14 protein-coding genes are annotated in these 15,679 nt (G+C 66.9%); 3 read left to right on the top strand and 11 right to left on the bottom strand.

Annotated elements, in window-relative coordinates:
- Positions 1–23 precede the first annotated feature (23 nt).
- The 7 genes from spt to ACH0AE_RS07580 form a co-directional block, all read right to left on the bottom strand.
- A complete protein-coding gene (spt, locus tag ACH0AE_RS07610) occupies positions 24–1,286 on the bottom strand; it encodes a serine palmitoyltransferase (RefSeq protein WP_294441806.1) in 1,263 nt (420 codons plus the stop codon).
- A 96-nt stretch (positions 1,287–1,382) separates the two neighbouring features.
- The gene (locus ACH0AE_RS07605) at positions 1,383–1,625 is read right to left on the bottom strand and encodes an acyl carrier protein (RefSeq protein WP_294441807.1); all 243 of its coding nucleotides are present in this window, start codon (positions 1,623–1,625) and stop codon (positions 1,383–1,385) included.
- Between the two features lie 56 nt (positions 1,626–1,681).
- Positions 1,682–2,560, bottom strand: coding sequence for an NAD(P)-dependent oxidoreductase (locus ACH0AE_RS07600; RefSeq protein ID WP_294441808.1), 879 nt, complete (start codon positions 2,558–2,560; stop codon positions 1,682–1,684).
- 10 nt (positions 2,561–2,570) lie between these two features.
- On the bottom strand, positions 2,571–3,671 hold the full coding sequence (gene proB / locus ACH0AE_RS07595) for a glutamate 5-kinase (RefSeq protein ID WP_294441850.1): 1,101 nt from the start codon (positions 3,669–3,671) through the stop codon (positions 2,571–2,573).
- A 47-nt stretch (positions 3,672–3,718) separates the two neighbouring features.
- Positions 3,719–4,288 carry an aminoacyl-tRNA hydrolase gene (gene pth, locus ACH0AE_RS07590; protein ID WP_294441809.1) on the bottom strand — a complete coding sequence of 190 codons (570 nt, stop codon included), beginning with the start codon at positions 4,286–4,288 and terminating at the stop codon, positions 3,719–3,721.
- Between the two features lie 101 nt (positions 4,289–4,389).
- A complete protein-coding gene (locus ACH0AE_RS07585; protein ID WP_294441810.1) occupies positions 4,390–5,004 on the bottom strand; it encodes a 50S ribosomal protein L25/general stress protein Ctc in 615 nt (204 codons plus the stop codon).
- 134 nt (positions 5,005–5,138) lie between these two features.
- Complete coding sequence (locus ACH0AE_RS07580; RefSeq protein WP_294441811.1) at positions 5,139–6,035, bottom strand: TraB/GumN family protein; 897 nt, start codon at positions 6,033–6,035, stop codon at positions 5,139–5,141.
- A gap of 130 nt (positions 6,036–6,165) precedes the next feature.
- Between ACH0AE_RS07580 and ACH0AE_RS07575 the strand changes: the two genes are divergently transcribed.
- From ACH0AE_RS07575 to ppdK, 3 genes are all read left to right on the top strand, one after another.
- Positions 6,166–7,035: a glycine--tRNA ligase subunit alpha gene (locus ACH0AE_RS07575; RefSeq protein WP_294441812.1), complete on the top strand. Its 870-nt coding sequence runs from the start codon at positions 6,166–6,168 to the stop codon at positions 7,033–7,035.
- Positions 7,032–9,059, top strand: coding sequence for a glycine--tRNA ligase subunit beta (glyS, locus tag ACH0AE_RS07570; RefSeq protein WP_294441813.1), 2,028 nt, complete (start codon positions 7,032–7,034; stop codon positions 9,057–9,059). Before ACH0AE_RS07575 ends, glyS begins: the two co-directional genes overlap by 4 nt.
- A 101-nt stretch (positions 9,060–9,160) precedes the next feature.
- The gene (ppdK, locus tag ACH0AE_RS07565; protein ID WP_294441814.1) at positions 9,161–11,854 is read left to right on the top strand and encodes a pyruvate, phosphate dikinase; all 2,694 of its coding nucleotides are present in this window, start codon (positions 9,161–9,163) and stop codon (positions 11,852–11,854) included.
- Positions 11,855–11,875: 21 nt separating this feature from the next.
- Here the strand turns inward: ppdK and ACH0AE_RS07560 are convergent, their stop codons facing one another.
- Genes ACH0AE_RS07560 through ACH0AE_RS07545 form a run of 4 tightly spaced genes read right to left on the bottom strand, consistent with a single transcriptional unit; the run spans position 11,876 to position 15,679 of the window.
- Positions 11,876–12,289, bottom strand: coding sequence for a hypothetical protein (locus ACH0AE_RS07560; RefSeq protein ID WP_294441815.1), 414 nt, complete (start codon positions 12,287–12,289; stop codon positions 11,876–11,878).
- A gap of 58 nt (positions 12,290–12,347) precedes the next feature.
- The gene (locus ACH0AE_RS07555) at positions 12,348–13,349 is read right to left on the bottom strand and encodes a type II secretion system F family protein (protein ID WP_294441816.1); all 1,002 of its coding nucleotides are present in this window, start codon (positions 13,347–13,349) and stop codon (positions 12,348–12,350) included.
- A 4-nt stretch (positions 13,350–13,353) separates the two neighbouring features.
- Positions 13,354–14,328 (bottom strand): type II secretion system F family protein, encoded by a 975-nt coding sequence (locus ACH0AE_RS07550; protein ID WP_294441817.1) that lies wholly within the window; start codon positions 14,326–14,328, stop codon positions 13,354–13,356.
- A gap of 58 nt (positions 14,329–14,386) precedes the next feature.
- Complete coding sequence (locus ACH0AE_RS07545) at positions 14,387–15,679, bottom strand: pilus assembly protein CpaE (protein WP_294441818.1); 1,293 nt, start codon at positions 15,677–15,679, stop codon at positions 14,387–14,389.

Raw genomic sequence — 15,679 nt, 5'->3', positions numbered from 1 at the left:
TGCTCGCGGAAGAAGCCGACGGCTCAGCCGATCACGCCAGTGGCGCGCCCTGCTTCTTCAAACATCTGTACGACGCGGCTCATCTGGTCGCTGCTATGTTCCGCACAAACCGAGCAGCGCAGCAGGAACATGCCGGCGGGCGTCGCGGGCGGGCGCGCGACATTCACGTAGAGACCGGCATTGAGCAGCCCCTGCCACATGCGCACGGCCTGGTCCTGATCATCGAGCAGCACCGCGACGATGGCGGATTCCGGCGTTTCGGTCGGGAGCCGGAAGCCCAGCGCCTTGAGCCCGGCGTGCAGCTGGCGCGTGTTCGCCCACAACCGCTCACGCTTGTCCTTGGCGTGCATCAGCTTGCGGATCGACGCGGTCGCCGAGGCGACGACGGCGGGCGGCAGGCTGGCAGTGAAGATGTACGGCCGGCAGACGAAGCGCAGGATCTCGAACTTCGGGTGGTTCGACACGCAGAAACCGCCGACCGTGCCGACCGACTTGGAAAAGGTGCCGATCACGAAATCGACCTGGTCCTGCAGGCCCTGGTCCTCATAAACGCCGCGGCCGTTGTGGCCGAAGAAGCCCATCGAATGCGCCTCGTCGACCAGCACCATCGCGCCATGCTTCTTGGCGACGGCGACCATCTCCTTCAGCGGCGCGATATCGCCCAGCATCGAATAGACGCCCTCGAGCACGACGAGCTTGCCCGGCTCCTTGGGCAGGCGGCCCAGCCGCTTGTCGAGGTCCTCGACCGAATTGTGGCGGAAGCGGACGATCTCGGCATTACCCATCGCGCAGCCGTCGTAGATCGACGCATGGCTGTCAGCGTCGAGGATGATATACTCGCCCTTGCCCGCAATGGCTGAGATGACGCCGAGGTTCGCCTGGTAACCCGTTGAAAAGACGATTGCGCCCGACATGCCGTAGAAGTCGCGCAGCGCCTGCTCGACCTCCATGTGGTCGTGGAAGGTGCCGTTCAGCGCGCGGCTGCCGTTGGTGCCGCTGCCGAACTTGTCGAACGCTTCCTTGCCGGCGGCGATGACGTCCGGGTCGAACGTCATGCCCATATAATTGTAGGTGCCGAGCAGGATCGTCTCGCGGCCCTTGATCACCGCGACGGTCGGGCTCTTCACCTCCTCCATCACGATGCCGAACGGATCGCGCAGGCCGGAATCGAGCAGCGCCTGCCGTTCCGCGATCAGCGGCGCGAACTTATCGAACAGATCCCGCTCGGCCGGCGCGGCAGCGGGTTCGGCAGGAAGGGCTTCTGCCTGGAGGCCGGTTTCGGTCATAGATTCTAGTCCCAAACCGTTCGTGTCGAGCGAAGTCGAGGCACCACGCGCAGCGTTTGCGGCACGTCCCTCGACTTCGTACGGGACGAGCGGGTGTTAGTTCTTCAGCTTCGCCACGGCGTCGGCGAGTTGGCCGACCGTCTCGATCTCGGCCTGCATGTTCATCGTGATGATGATATCGAACTCGTCCTCGATCGCGGCGACAAAATCCATCACCGTCAGCGAATCCCATTCCAGATCGCCCTGGAAGGTGGTTGCCTCGGTCACCGTCACGCCCTTCTTGTTGAAGGGTTCGATCTGCGTCGTGATCGTATCGTAAATGCTGTCGCGGTCGCTCATGGCGGCTCCTTAGCGTCGTGTCGCAGGCGTGCCAATCGAATGCGGCGGAAGCGTGGTCATCGCTTGGCGTAGCCGCGGGCCGTCTCGGCGAGGCCACGGTCGAGCGGAATCTGCGGCGTCCAGAGCGAGGCTGGTGGGCGCATGTCGGCGCGCGCCGTCCAGTCCGGATGGCTGAGATACCCGACGCGATCCTGCGTCAGCTTCGCGCCGGCACCGCGCAGGCGCTTGTCGATCCCGGCCGCCAGGCGAAGCAGCGGCTTGGGGAGATGGAGCGGCAGCACCCGCTGGCCAACGGCGCGGCCGATCGCTTGCGCGAACTCGGCATGTGACGGGCTGGTGCCGTCATCGACTTCGTAGATCGCCCGGTCGCCCGGATGCTCGGCAAGCGCCACCAGGAGGCGGGCGAAATCATCGACGTGGATCAGCCCGACGAGGCCGGGCGGGGGGAGGAAGGCGAGGCCGAGGCGCGCCAGGCGGAACACGTCGCGCATTTCGGTATCCTCCGGGCCGTAGATGCCCGCGGGCCGCACGATCGTCCAATCCGCGGCGCTGGCGATCACCAACTCCTCCGCATCGCGCTTCGACTGGCCGTACATCGACAGTTGCGGCTCGCGCGCGGAAAGGGAGGAGACATGGACGAAGCGCCGCGAGCCGCTCGCCACCAGGATCGCTGCGGTGCCGGTGACGTTGCCCGCGACGAAGCCCGCGCGGTCGGGCGCATTCACCACGCCGGCGATATGGATCACCGCATCGCTGCCGGTGACCAGCGCATCGAGGCTGGCCTGGTCATCAAGCGCGCCTGCAATCCAGGTAACGCCGTCGCGCGGCGGCTGCGGACGGCGGGTGAGGGCGCGCACCTGATGTCCGGCGGCCAGCGCCCGCGCGATCGTCGCACGGCCGACGAAACCGGTGCCGCCGGTAATGGCGAGGATCATGCGAACGCCCTCACAGCAAGGCCATATGGTTGCGGTGGACGAGTGCGGCGCGCGGCGCATGGCCGAGCAGCGCTTCCTGCTCCTCGCTCCGCCGGCCGAGCAGCCGCTGCATGTCGGCCGCGTCATATTCGGCGAGGCCGCGTGCGATCGTGCCGCCTGGCCCGTCGATCGCCACCACGTCACCGCGCGCGAAGCTGCCGGTGATCGCGGTAGCACCGGCGGCGAGAAGGCTGCGCCCGGCGGCCAGCGCTTCGGCAGCGCCGGCATCGACATGGATCGTGCCCTTCACCGTCAGCCGACCGGCAAGCCAGGCCTTGCGCGCGGCAGTTCGGCGTTCGGGAAGGAAGATCGTGTGGCGGGCGCCGGTAGAGAGCGGGCGATCGATCCGCCCCGAAGCGATGGCGAGCGCGACGCCTGCGCCGGTCGCTATCCGGGCAGCGGCGATCTTCGACACCATGCCGCCCGATCCCATGCCGGAGGCGGAGCCATCGTCCGCCATGCCTGCGATCCGCGCATCGATCTGCGCGACTTCCGGGATATGGACGGCGCCGGGTTGTGCAGGATTGCGATCGTAAAGGCCGTCGATGTCGGACAGCAGCACCACGCCCTGTGCGCCCGCTGCCTGGGCAACACGTGCGGCGAGGCGATCATTGTCGCCGAAGCGGATCTCAGCAGTCGCGACGCTATCGTTCTCGTTGATGACGGGAACGGCGCCGAGCTGAAGCAGCCGGCCGAGCGTCGCCGCGGCGTTGAGGTAGCGCCGGCGATCCTCGAGATCGTCCAGCGTCACCAGCATCTGCGCGGCGGTGAGGCCATTGGCGGCCAGCACCTCGGCCCAGGTCTGGCTGAGTGCGATCTGACCCGTGGCAGCGGCGGCCTGCGCGTCCTCCAGACTGGCGCGGCCACCGCGCGGCAGGCCGAGGCGGCGGGCACCAAGCGCGATCGCGCCGGAGGAGACGATCGCGACCTGCTGCCCCGCAGTCGCCCGCGCCGCGACATCGGCGGCGATGCCGGCCAGCCACTCGCGCCGCACGGCGCCCGACGGGTCGACCAGCAGCGCCGAGCCGATCTTGACGACGAGGCGGCGGCAGGTGTCGGGCGGGAACAGCATGGCGGCCACGCGATACTGCGCGCCACGGCAATGGGGAAGGGCGCCCGTCAGCCCTGAAGCCGCAGCGCAACATCGTTCATGAAGCGCACGTCGTCGCCCGCCGCGAGCGTGGGCGCCTCCGAGGCCAGTGCGCCGAGCAGGTCGGTCAGCGGATCAAGCTCGCTCTTCGCGTAATTGCCGAGCACGTGGCCGGTCACGCGATCCTTGTGGCCGGGGTGACCGATGCCGATGCGCACGCGGCGGAATTCCGGCCCGAGATGCTGGTCGATCGAGCGCAGGCCATTGTGCCCGGCCAGCCCACCGCCGACGCGCACCTTCACCTTCATCGGCGCAAGGTCGAGTTCGTCATGGAACACGGTCAGCGCCTCGACGCCCAGCTTGTAGAAGCGCAGCGCCTCGGCGACGCTGCGGCCGCTTTCGTTCATGAAGGTGGCGGGCTTCAGCAGCAGGACCTTCTCATTGCCCAGCCGGCCTTCGCGGACCCAACCCTGAAACTTCTTCGCTGTGGCGCCGAAATCATGCACCTCGGCGATGGCGTCGACGGCCATGAAGCCGACATTGTGCCGCTGCATCGCATATTGCGGGCCCGGATTGCCCAGGCCGACCCAAAGCTGCATCTCCGATCCCATCGTCTCACTGGCGCCAAACGAAAACGGGCGGGGGGCGTCGCCGCCACCCGCCCGCGAAACCGTGCCGCCCCGGGCGGCACCAGGCGATGTTACTCGCCCGTAGCTTCCTCGGTCGCCTCGGTCGACGTGTCGCCCTCGGCCGACTTCAGCGCCGACGGTGCAACCACCGTGGCGATGGTGAAGTCGCGGTCATCGATCGCCGACTGCGTGCCCTCGGGCAGCGTCACCGCCGAGATGTGGAGCGAATCGCCCACGTCCAGGCCCTTCACCGAAACGATGACTTCCGACGGGATGTTGGCCGCGTCGCACACCAGTTCCAGCTCGTGACGAACGACGTTCAGCACGCCGCCCTTCTTGAGGCCCGGTGCTTCTTCCTCGTCGGCGAACACGACCGGCACCGCGACGGTGACAGTGGTGTTGGCGGCGATGCGCAGGAAGTCCACGTGGACCGGACGATCGGTCACGGCGTGGAAGTGCACGTCCTTGGGCAGGGTGCGCTCACCGTTGATCATCACGACGGTGTTCATGAAGTGGCCGGTGCCCAGCGCCTTCACAAGCTCCTTTTCCTCGAGGTGGATCGAGGTGGGTTCCTTGTTCTGGCCGTAGATCACGGCGGGGACGCGGCCTGCACGACGCAGCGCCCGGGAGGCTCCCTTGCCAACCCGGTCACGCGTCTCGGCTGCGAGCGTCAACTGGTCGCTCATCGATATTCTCCGAAACTCATGTGTGTCCTTCCGCGCCACGCCTCCAGGGATGACCATGGCCGGAAGCGGGCGCGCATAGCGGGGAGAGGCGCGAAAGGCAATCCTCACGCGAGGAGCGGGGCGTGCGTCGCCGCTCAATACCTGACGCGTACCGCCTTCAGCTTGTACTTGCGCAGATGCGCCTGGACGCTGTCGGGCCCGGCGAGGTGCCCCGCGCCGACCGCGATGAAGACACGGCCGGGGGTGCGCATCCGTTCCGCGATCCAGGCCGCCCATTTGGCGTTGCGATCGACCAGCAGTGCCTTCGCCACCTCGGGCGATTCCTTCAGGCTCTCGTTCATCGTCGCGGCCAGCGCATCGGGATCGCCCTTCGCCCAATTGTCGACCATCCGGTTCATCGTCTCGCCGGCCTTGGGCAATTCGTCGATCGTGGAGGTGAGAAGTTCGATCTGGGCCTTCTGGGACAGCGAATCGAAGATCGAGAGCTGCCCCTCGAACGTCTCGAGGCCCATCACCTGCTTCTTCTGCGCCTTGGCCGCGCGGGTGAGGATGCCTTCCGGGCCGTTCTTGGCGTCATAGCCCAGCTTCTGCACCGGCAGCACGCTGAGGCTGATCGCGGCGAACCACGGCTGCATCCGCTCATAGGAGCCGAGGGGCAGCTTGTTCTCCTCCAGCGTCTTCACGAACTGGGCGCGCTTGCCCTCGGGCAGCTTCTCGGTCAGCGGCGGGCCCTTGGTGTCGAACGCCTTGGAGACGACCACCTTCTGCTGCGTCTCCGCATCCGGCTCCACCATCTCCAGCACCAGCGTACCGGAACGGTCGAACGCCTTCTTCACCGCTTCGTCGAACCAGCTCAGCCCCGGCTTCAGCACGTGGATCGTGCCGAACAGGTAGATCGTCGTGTCCTTGTCCTTCACCACCCACAGCGCGGGATCGGCATCCTGCTTCACGACCGGTGCGGGCTCGGCGCAGGCGGGGAGCGCGAAGGCGAGGCCAAGGCTGGCGAATACGGAAGTCAGCGAACGGAACACGAGTGGTTGAGACCTTCCTCTTCGGGGTGGCGAGAGCCTAGCGCGGGCCTTGCCTGTTGGCGAGCCATCCGCCATTGCCCGCCGCGCGATGAACGCCACCTCAACAGACGCGCCATTGAGCTTCCAGGACATGATCCTGCGCCTCCATTCCTATTGGGGAGCGCGGGGCTGCGCCATTCTGCAACCCTATGACATGCGCATGGGCGCGGGCACCTTTCACCCCGCCACGACGCTGCGTGCCCTGGGGCCCGATCCGTGGAACGCCGCCTTCGTCCAGCCCAGCCGCCGCCCCACCGACGGCCGCTATGGCGAGAACCCGAACCGGCTGCAGCATTATTACCAGTATCAGGTGATCCTGAAGCCAAGCCCGCCCGATCTGCAGGAGCTGTATCTCGGCTCCCTCGCGGCGATCGGCATCGATTTCACCCGCCACGACATCCGCTTCGTCGAGGATGACTGGGAAAGCCCCACCTTGGGCGCCTGGGGCCTCGGCTGGGAAGTGTGGTGCGACGGGATGGAGGTGACCCAGTTCACCTATTTCCAGCAGATGGGCGGCTTTGATTGCAAGCCGGTCGCGGGCGAGCTCACCTACGGGCTCGAACGGCTGGCGATGTACATCCAGAACGTCGACAATGTGTACGACCTGCGCTTCAACGACGCGGGCGTTTCCTACGGCGACGTGTTCCTCGAAAATGAGCGGCAGATGTCGACCTGGAATTTCGAGGTCGCCGACACCGACACCTTGTTCGACCTGTTCCGCAAGGCGGCGGCCGAGTGCGAGAATTGCCTCGCCGCGAAGCTGCCGATCCCGGCCTATGAGCAGGCGATCGAGGCGAGCCACATCTTCAACCTGCTGAACGCGCGCGGCGTCATCTCCGTCGCCGAGCGTCAGGCCTATATCGGCCGCGTCCGCGATCTCGCGAAGGGTGCCTGCACGGCGTATATGGAAAAGAATGCCGAGGGCTGGAAAGCCCGCTTCCCGAACTGGAGCGCGGCATGACCGATTTTCTGCTCGAACTGCGCTCGGAGGAAATCCCGGCGCGCATGCAGGACAAGGCGCGCGAGGATCTCGCCCGCCTGTTCACCGCCGAACTCGCCAAGGCTGGCCTGAAGGCGGCCGAACTCGTCACCTATGCGACGCCGCGCCGCCTGGCGCTGATCGCGCGCGACCTGCCGGCTGAGACTGCGGCGGTGAGCGAGGAGCTGAAGGGCCCGCCCGCCGACGCGCCTGACGCTGCGGTCGAAGGCTTCCTGCGCAAGGCCGGCCTGACGCGCGACGCGCTTCAGACCCGCGAGGTGAAGGGCCGCGCGACCTTGTTCGCGGTGATCGACAAGCCCGGGCGCGCCACCGCCGATGTGCTGGCTAACGCGATCCCCGCGATCATCCGCGCCTTCCCCTGGCCCAAGTCGATGCGCTGGGGCGAGGCGTCGATCTCCACCGAAAGCCCGCGCTGGGTCCGCCCGCTGCAGGGCATCATCGCGCTGTTCGGTGACGATGTGGTGCCCTGCGCGATCGCCGGCGTCGAAAGCGGCGCGGCCACCGTCGGCCACCGCTTCCATCACCCGGGCGTCATCACCATCGGCAGCGCCGCCGACTATGTCGAGAAACTGCGCGCCTGCCATGTCATCGTCGACCAGAACGAACGCCGCACCACCATCGCACTCGGCGCGAAGCTTGCCGCGAACATGGCCGGCCTCACGCTGATCGAGGATGAGGGGCTGGTCAGCGAGAACGCCGGCCTCACCGAATGGCCGGTGCCGCTGCTCGGCCGCTTCGACGAGACGTTCCTTGATGTGCCACCCGAGGTGATCCAGCTCACCGCGCGCGTGAACCAGAAGTATTTCGTCTGCCGCGATGCCGGCGGGAAACTCGCCAACGCCTTCGTCTGCACCGCGAACATCGACGCATCGGATGGCGGCGAGCGGATCGTGGAGGGCAACCGCAAGGTGCTCGCCGCGCGCCTCGCCGACGCGCGCTTCTTCTACGAAACCGATCTCAAGGTACCGCTCGCCGACCAGGCGAAGAAGCTCGAAAAGATCGTCTTCCACGAAAAGCTCGGCACCGTCGCCGACAAGGTAGAGCGTGTCGCAAACCTCGCCCGCTGGCTGGCCGAGGAAGGCATCGTCAAGGGTGCCGATCCCCAGTTGGCTGAGCGCGCCGCGCGCCTCGCCAAGGCCGATCTCGTCACCGGCATGGTCGGCGAGTTCCCCGAGCTCCAGGGCCTGATGGGCGGCTATTACGCCGCCGCACAGGGCGAGCCCGCCGAAGTCGCCGAGGCGATCCGCGATCACTACAAGCCGGTCGGGCAGGGCGACGACGTCCCCACCGCGCCGGTCACGGTAGTGGTATCGCTGGCGGACAAGCTCGACAGCATCACCCAGTTCTTCGGCGCAGACCTGAAGCCCAGCGGCTCCAAGGATCCGTTCGCGTTGCGCCGCTCGGCCTTGGGCATCCTCGCGCTGATCCTCGACAACGGTCTCCGCTTCCCGCTGTCGCGCATCGCCAACGGCGACGTTCTCGATTTCTTCGCCGACCGCCTCAAGGTCCAGCAGCGCGAAGCCGGCGTCCGCCACGATCTGATCGACGCGGTGTTCGCGCTCGGCGGCGAGGACGATCTCGTCCGCCTGCTCGCTCGGGTGAAGGCGCTGCAATCGTTCGTCGGGACCGAGGATGGCGCAAACCTCCTCGCCGGCTACAAGCGCGCCGCGAACATCCTGAAGAAGGAAGGCATCGAGGCCTCCGCCCCGACCGTGAGCGGTGCCTATGATCCGGAGCCTGCGGAAGCCGCGCTCGCGGCGGCGCTCGATGCCGCGGAGCCGGCGGCGGCCGATGCTGTCGCCAACGAGGATTTCGAGGCGGCGATGGCCGCGCTCGCCACGCTGCGCGCGCCGATCGACGCCTTCTTCGACACGGTCACCGTGAACGATGCCGATCCCGCCAAGCGCACGGCGCGTCTCGCCTTGCTGGCTCGCGTTCGGGCGGCGGTGCATGGCGTCGCGGATTTCTCGCGGATCGAGGGATAAGGGTAAACGGTTACATCCGAACCCGGACAGGTTTGTCCTTGCAATAGCCGGCCTGCCGGTGTGTTGCAGCGCGCAAGTTACGTACTCAGGAGACGACGACGATGGCGACCGCGGTGAAACCCCAGGCGGACGAGCGCTACGTCTATCGCTTCGGCGGCGGCGTGTCGGATGGCGGTAACGGGGACAAGAACCTGCTGGGCGGCAAGGGCGCGAACCTTGCCGAGATGGCGTCGATTGGCCTGCCGGTGCCGCCGGGCTTCACGATCAGCACGGCGATGTGCACGCGCTATTACGAGGAAGGCGAGGCCTTCCCGGACAGCCTGCGCGCCGAAGTGGCCAATGGCATCGCCCATATCGAGGGCATCACCGGCAAGACGTTCGGCAATGCGGCCGATCCTTTGCTCGTCTCGGTGCGCTCGGGCGCGCGCGTCTCGATGCCGGGCATGATGGACACCGTCCTCAACCTCGGCCTGAACGACGAGACGGTCGAGGGGCTCGCGGCCACCTCGAACGACGAGCGGTTCGCGTGGGACAGCTATCGCCGCTTCATCCAGATGTATTCGGACGTGGTGCTCGGCCTCGACCACGGCGCGTTCGAGGAAGCGCTGGAGATCGCCAAGGAGGACCGCGGCTTCTCGCTCGATACCGAGCTGTCGGCCGATGACCTGAAGGCACTGGTCGCCGAGTTCAAGGGGTTGGTCCAGGAGCAATGGGGCAAGCCCTTCCCGCAGGACGTGCATGATCAGCTGTGGGGCGCGATCGGCGCGGTGTTCGGATCGTGGCAGTCCGATCGCGCCAAGGTCTATCGCCGGCTGAACGACATTCCGGCCAGCTGGGGCACCGCCGTCAACGTGCAGGCGATGGTGTTCGGCAACATGGGCGAAACGTCCGCCACCGGCGTCGCTTTCACGCGTGATCCGTCGACCGGCCACAATGCCTATTACGGCGAATTCCTGATCAACGCGCAGGGCGAGGACGTCGTCGCCGGCATCCGCACGCCGCAATATCTGACCAAGACCGCGCGTGAGGATGCGGGCGCCAAGCCGCTCAGCATGGAAGAGGCGATGCCTGCCGCCTATGCGGAGCTCGCCGCGGTGTTCGACCGGCTGGAGCGGCATTACCGCGACATGCAGGACATCGAGTTCACGGTGCAGCAGGGCAAGCTCTGGATGCTCCAGACGCGCTCGGGCAAGCGCACCGCGAAGGCGGCGCTGAAGATCGCGGTGGACATGGCGGGCGAGGGGCTGATCAGCCGCGAGGAAGCGATTGCGCGGGTCGATCCGCAGGCGCTCGATCAGCTTCTTCATCCGACACTCGATCCCGCTGCCAAGCGCGACGTGCTGACCAAGGGCTTGCCCGCATCGCCCGGCGCGGCGAGCGGCGCGGCGGTGTTCGACGCCGATACCGCGGAGACCTGGGCGGCCGAGGGCAAGTCGGTGATCCTGGTGCGCACCGAGACCAGCCCGGAGGACATCCATGGCATGCACGCGGCGAAGGGCATCCTCACCGCGCGGGGCGGCATGACCAGCCACGCCGCCGTCGTGGCACGCGGCATGGGTCGCCCTTGCGTGTCCGGTGCCGGATCGCTGTCGATCGACGCCAAGGCGAAGATCGCGCGCGTCGGTGGCCGCGAGGTGAGGGAGGGTGATCTTCTCACCATCGACGGCGCGACGGGCGAAGTGATGGCGGGCGAAGTCGCCACCATCCAGCCGGAGCTGGCCGGTGACTTCGGCACGCTGATGGAATGGGCCGACGAGGTTCGCCGCCTGAAGGTGCGCGCAAACGCCGAGACGCCGCTCGACTGCCGCACGGCGCGCGATTTCGGCGCTGAGGGTATCGGCCTGTGCCGCACGGAGCACATGTTCTTCGATGCCGCGCGCATCACCGCCGTTCGCCAGATGATCCTGGCGGAGGACGAAGCCGGCCGGCGCGCCGCGCTCGAAAAGCTGTTGCCGGAACAGCGCAGCGACTTCGCCGAGATCTTCGAGGTGATGGCTGGCCTGCCGGTCACCGTCCGGCTGCTCGATCCGCCGCTGCACGAATTCCTGCCCCATGAGGAGGCGGAGTTCAGCGAGGTCGCGACCGCGGCTGGCGTTGACGTCGAGACGCTGAAGCGCCGCGCGGCGGAGCTGCACGAGTTCAACCCGATGCTCGGCCACCGCGGCTGCCGCCTCGGCGTCACCTACCCCGAGATCTACGAGATGCAGGCCCGCGCGATCTTCGAGGCGGCGCTGGATGTCGCGGACAAATCGGGTGAGGCGCCGATCCCGGAAGTCATGATCCCGCTCGTCGCCACGAAGCGCGAGCTGGAGCTGATGAAGGCCGTGGTCGACCGCACCGCTAAGGCGGTGTTCGAGGAGCGCGGCAAGACGGTCGATTATCTCGTCGGCACGATGATCGAGCTGCCGCGCGCCGCGCTTCGGGCTGGCGAGATCGCCGAGGCTGGCGAATTCTTCTCGTTCGGCACCAACGACCTGACGCAGACGACGCTCGGCGTCAGCCGTGACGACGCGGGCCGCTTCCTCGGCTCCTATGTCGAGCAGGGGATCTACGCCAAGGATCCGTTCGTCAGCATCGACGTCGAGGGCGTGGGCGAACTGGTGAAGCTAGCGGCCGAGCGTGGCCGGGCGACGAAGCCCGGGCTGAAGCTCGGCATCTGCGGCGAACATGGCGGCGATCCCGCGTCGATCGCCTTCTGCGAAAGCGTCGGCCTCGATTACGTCTCCGCCTCGCCCTACCGCGTGCCCATCGCCCGGCTCGCTGCGGCGCAGGCAGCGCTCAAGGCGAAGGGCTAAGCCGATCGGCGGGGCGAACGGTCAGCCGTTCGTCCCGACCCGGTTGGTCCAGTTGAACCAGCGCGCGCGCGTCATGCCCGCGGGCTGCGCGGCCGATTGCGCTACCGTCGTTCGCGGAGCGACGGGTTCGCGCACCGTTTCGGTCTGCACGACGCGCGTATCTGCGGCGGTGGTGGCGACCGGGGCAGCAGTGGGGGCTGCGACCGGCGTCGCCGACGCTAGTCGCGCATTCTCGCGCTCCAGTTCCTTGATCCGAGCTTCCTGCTCGACGACGCGGCCTTCGAGATCCTTGCGCGTACGGGCGTGGACGTCACGCTCGTCGGCGTAGCGCTGCTTCCACTTGCGGCCGCCGGGGTGACTTGCCAGACCGAACAGCCATCCGGCGATCAGCGCCACGGCGAGTGCCAGCCATTGTGTGGGCGTGGTGAAGAGCATCGCGATCCTCCCTGTTACGGAAGGACAACGATGCTCCTGTTTGCGCGTTCCCGAAGGCTCAGGCGCTGCCGCCGATGAAGGCGTCGCTGATCGAGCAGGCGGCGGGCCCCAGGATGACGACGAACAGCACGGGGAGGATGAACAGGATCAGCGGCACCGTCATGATCGCGGGCAGCCGCGCGGCCTTTTCCTCCGCACGCATCATGCGCTCGTTGCGGAATTCGGCCGACAGGACGCGCAGCGCGCTGGCCAGCGGGGTGCCGTATTTCTCCGTCTGGATCATCGTGGTGACGATGCCCCGCACTTCATCCAGCGCGACGCGGTTGGCGAAGTTTTCAAAGGCATGGCGACGGTCGGTAAGAAAACCGAGCTCGATCGCGGTCAGCGCGAATTCGTCGCCAAGCTCGGGATAGGCCTTGCCCAGTTCCTTCGCCACGCGATGGAAGGCTGCGTCCACGGTTAGCCCCGCCTCGGCGCAGATCACCAGCAGGTCGAGCGCATCGGGCAGGCCCTTGCGGATCGCCGCCGAACGCTTGGTGATCTTGTTCTTGAGGTAGAGATCCGGTGCCTTGTAGCTCAGCAGGAAGGTGACGGCGACAAGGCCGTAGCGCTTCAGCGGCGTCCAGTCGGCGAAGGTGTCGGTGCCATAGACCAGGAACACCATGAAGCCGCCGAGCACGATGGGCAGCACCAGTCGGCCGAAGATCACGCCGACGGCCCAGTCCTTCTTGCGGATGCCGGCCTGAAGCAGCTTGGTCTGCGCTTCCTTCAGCTGGCTGTCCTGCAGGACCTTCAGCGATTCCAGGAAATCGCGGATGCGATCGGCGCTCGCGCTCTTCTGGACCAGCTTCGCGCGGCGCTTGCTCGTGGAGGCGGTGATGCCCGCCTTCAGCTGCTCGCGGCGGTCGTTAAGCGCCTTCACGCGCTTTGCCATGGGATCGCGTACGCTGAGCGCGGCATAGATGGCGACCATCACCGCGAACGCGGCGACGGCGGAGAGCAGCGTCGCTACCCACAATACGTCGACGCCAAGCAGCGTCGGTCCCTGGGTCGGTTCCATCGCGTCAGATCTCGAAGTTGATCATCTGGGCCATGATGTACGCGCCGATGCCCATCCAGATGAGCCCGCCGCCACCAGCCACCATCAGCCGCTGATCGGTGAAGAAGGTCTGCATATAGCCGCCGTTGATGAACCAGATCATCACGAAGACGATGAAAGGCAGCGAGCCGATGATATAGGCCGATGCCTTGGATTCCGACGCCATCGCGCGGATCTTGAGCTTCATCTGGCCGCGCTGACGCAGCACGGTGGCGAGGTTCTGCAGCGTTTCGGCGAGGTTGCCGCCGGTTTCGCGCTGGATCGCGATGGTGATGACGAAGAACTGGAATTCCGGGGTGCCGAGGCGGTCCGCCGTATCCTGCAGCGCCACATCCATCGACCGGCCGATCTTCATCTTGTCCGCGACCGAGCGGAATTCCTCGCCGACGGGGCCGGGCACTTCGTTGCCGACAACCGCCATTGTCTCGGTGATCGGCAGGCCGGAACGCAGGCCGCGCACCAGCAGTTCGATCGCATCCGGGAACTTGGCGTTGAACTCCTTGATCCGCTTGCCGATGAAATAGCTGACCACGAAGTGCGGGATGCCCGCACCAAGCGCTAGGCCAAGGAACAGCGCGATCAGGAATGGCAAGCCGACGACGAGCAGCAGCAGCGCGACGCCGATCGTGATGCCGAGTGTCGCCGCACCATAGCGACCCACCGTCCATGACTTGCCCGTCATGTTGAGGCGCTTCTGAAGCTCCTCCGGGCGCGGCAGGAAACGCATCGCCGCCTTGTCCGCCTTGGTCGCGCTACGGCCGGTGATGCGGCGCATCTGCGCCTCCATCACCGCGCCGGGCGAGGCGGCATGCCGCTCACGCAGTTCGGCGAGGCGGCGATTGCCGGCGCGCTCGGCCGATGGTCCAGCGAAGGCGAGGTAAATCATCCCGAGCACGATGAGCCCGCCGACCGCCACGGTGATGATGGGTATCAACGGCATCTTGCGTTCCGTGCTCCGTTGCGGCCGGCACGCACATGGTGCGCGCGCCGGAGGCTGGTCAGTTCTTCGCGGGCTTCTTGGGCATCAAACCCTTCAAATCGGCAAACTTGCCGATCAGCGATGTGCCCTTGCCGCCCTTGCGTCCCTTGCCGGCGCCCTTCGCCGTCTCGCCTTCCGCGCTGATCACGCAGAGCTTGGTGACGAGATCGGCGAGCGGCGCGACGGTCTTGGAGGTCTTGCCGGCTTCGGCGAACGGCTTGCCTAGCTTCGCGGCCTGGGCCGCGAGCTTCTGGTCGAACGGGATGACGTAATCGATCTTGCGTTCGATCGACGTCTCGAAGTCCTTGCGCGTGATCTCCAGCTGGGTGCCGGGCTGCACCTTGTTGGCGACCAGAAGCACTTGCGTTTCAGGCGCGTTCGAGCGCAGCCAGGCGAGGATCCGGATCGTGTCGCGCGCTGCCGCCAGCGTCAATTCGGTGACGATCACCGCCGCTTGCACGTCATTGATGAGGTGCGGGTGGTTGACGAGCATCGAGCGCGGCAGATCGATGATCGTTGCCTCGAATGCTGCGCGCATCTCGCCCTGCAGCTGATGAAAGGCGCTGCCATCCGTCACCATCGGCGAGGTGATCGGCGCCTCGGCCGACAGGACGGCCAGATTCTCCGAAGCGCGCACCATGGCGCGCTCGATGAACAGACCGTCGATCCGGCTGGGGTTCTCGATCGCGTCGGTCAGGCCACGGCCGGGCTCGAGGTCGAGCGCGAGCGCGCCCGTGCCGAAATGAACGTCGAGATCGAGCAGGGCGGTGGAGCGGCGTTCCTTGTCGCTGACCAGCCATGCGAGCGACGTCGCGATGGTCGATGCGCCGGCGCCGCCGCGGGTGCCGATCACCGCGACCGCGCAATGCGGATGTTCGGTCGTCGGCTCGACATGCTTGGGTGCGTTCAGGATCGCCTGGGCATGCGCAAAGGTGTCGCGCAGCGCCTCGGGGCTGAGCGGCTTCAGCAGATAGTCCTGGATGCCGCTCGCGATCAGGTCACGGTAGAGGCGGACGTCGTTGACCTGGCCGGCGGCGATGACGATCGTCCCCGGCTCGCATACCTCGGCAAGCGAGTTGATGTCGTTCAGCGGATCGCCCGATTCGGCGAGGTCAACGAACAGGATCTGCGGGCTGGCGGAGACGCTGAGCGACTGGACCGCGTTGCGCAGGCCGCCCTTGTTCACCTTCTCCGCCGACCAGCCCATTTCGCTGGCGACGGGGCGAAGCGCCTGCGCCGTGGCTTCGTCGCAGACATAGGCGACGAAAGGCTCGCGATTGCTGGCGCCAGCCGGTTTCCAGGGTGCATTCAT

Origin of the sequence: Sphingomonas sp. 179-A 2A2 NHS (assembly GCF_045371305.1) — a bacterium.
GTDB lineage: Bacteria > Pseudomonadota > Alphaproteobacteria > Sphingomonadales > Sphingomonadaceae > Sphingomonas.
Note: the sequence above shows the minus strand (reverse complement) of the source record. Positions and strands in the feature narration are given on the sequence as shown.

Coding starts and splice junctions, on each gene's coding strand:
- spt (WP_294441806.1), bottom strand. CDS start 1,286: ATGACCGAAACCGGCCTCCAGGCAGAAGCCCTTCCTGCCGAACCCGCT.
- ACH0AE_RS07605 (WP_294441807.1), bottom strand. CDS start 1,625: ATGAGCGACCGCGACAGCATTTACGATACGATCACGACGCAGATCGAA.
- ACH0AE_RS07600 (WP_294441808.1), bottom strand. CDS start 2,560: ATGATCCTCGCCATTACCGGCGGCACCGGTTTCGTCGGCCGTGCGACG.
- proB (WP_294441850.1), bottom strand. CDS start 3,671: ATGCTGTTCCCGCCCGACACCTGCCGCCGCCTCGTCGTCAAGATCGGC.
- pth (WP_294441809.1), bottom strand. CDS start 4,288: ATGCAGCTTTGGGTCGGCCTGGGCAATCCGGGCCCGCAATATGCGATG.
- ACH0AE_RS07585 (WP_294441810.1), bottom strand. CDS start 5,004: ATGAGCGACCAGTTGACGCTCGCAGCCGAGACGCGTGACCGGGTTGGC.
- ACH0AE_RS07575 (WP_294441812.1), top strand. CDS start 6,166: ATGATCCTGCGCCTCCATTCCTATTGGGGAGCGCGGGGCTGCGCCATT.
- glyS (WP_294441813.1), top strand. CDS start 7,032: ATGACCGATTTTCTGCTCGAACTGCGCTCGGAGGAAATCCCGGCGCGC.
- ppdK (WP_294441814.1), top strand. CDS start 9,161: ATGGCGACCGCGGTGAAACCCCAGGCGGACGAGCGCTACGTCTATCGC.
- ACH0AE_RS07560 (WP_294441815.1), bottom strand. CDS start 12,289: ATGCTCTTCACCACGCCCACACAATGGCTGGCACTCGCCGTGGCGCTG.
- ACH0AE_RS07555 (WP_294441816.1), bottom strand. CDS start 13,349: ATGGAACCGACCCAGGGACCGACGCTGCTTGGCGTCGACGTATTGTGG.
- ACH0AE_RS07550 (WP_294441817.1), bottom strand. CDS start 14,328: ATGCCGTTGATACCCATCATCACCGTGGCGGTCGGCGGGCTCATCGTG.
- ACH0AE_RS07545 (WP_294441818.1), bottom strand. CDS start 15,679: ATGAATGCACCCTGGAAACCGGCTGGCGCCAGCAATCGCGAGCCTTTC.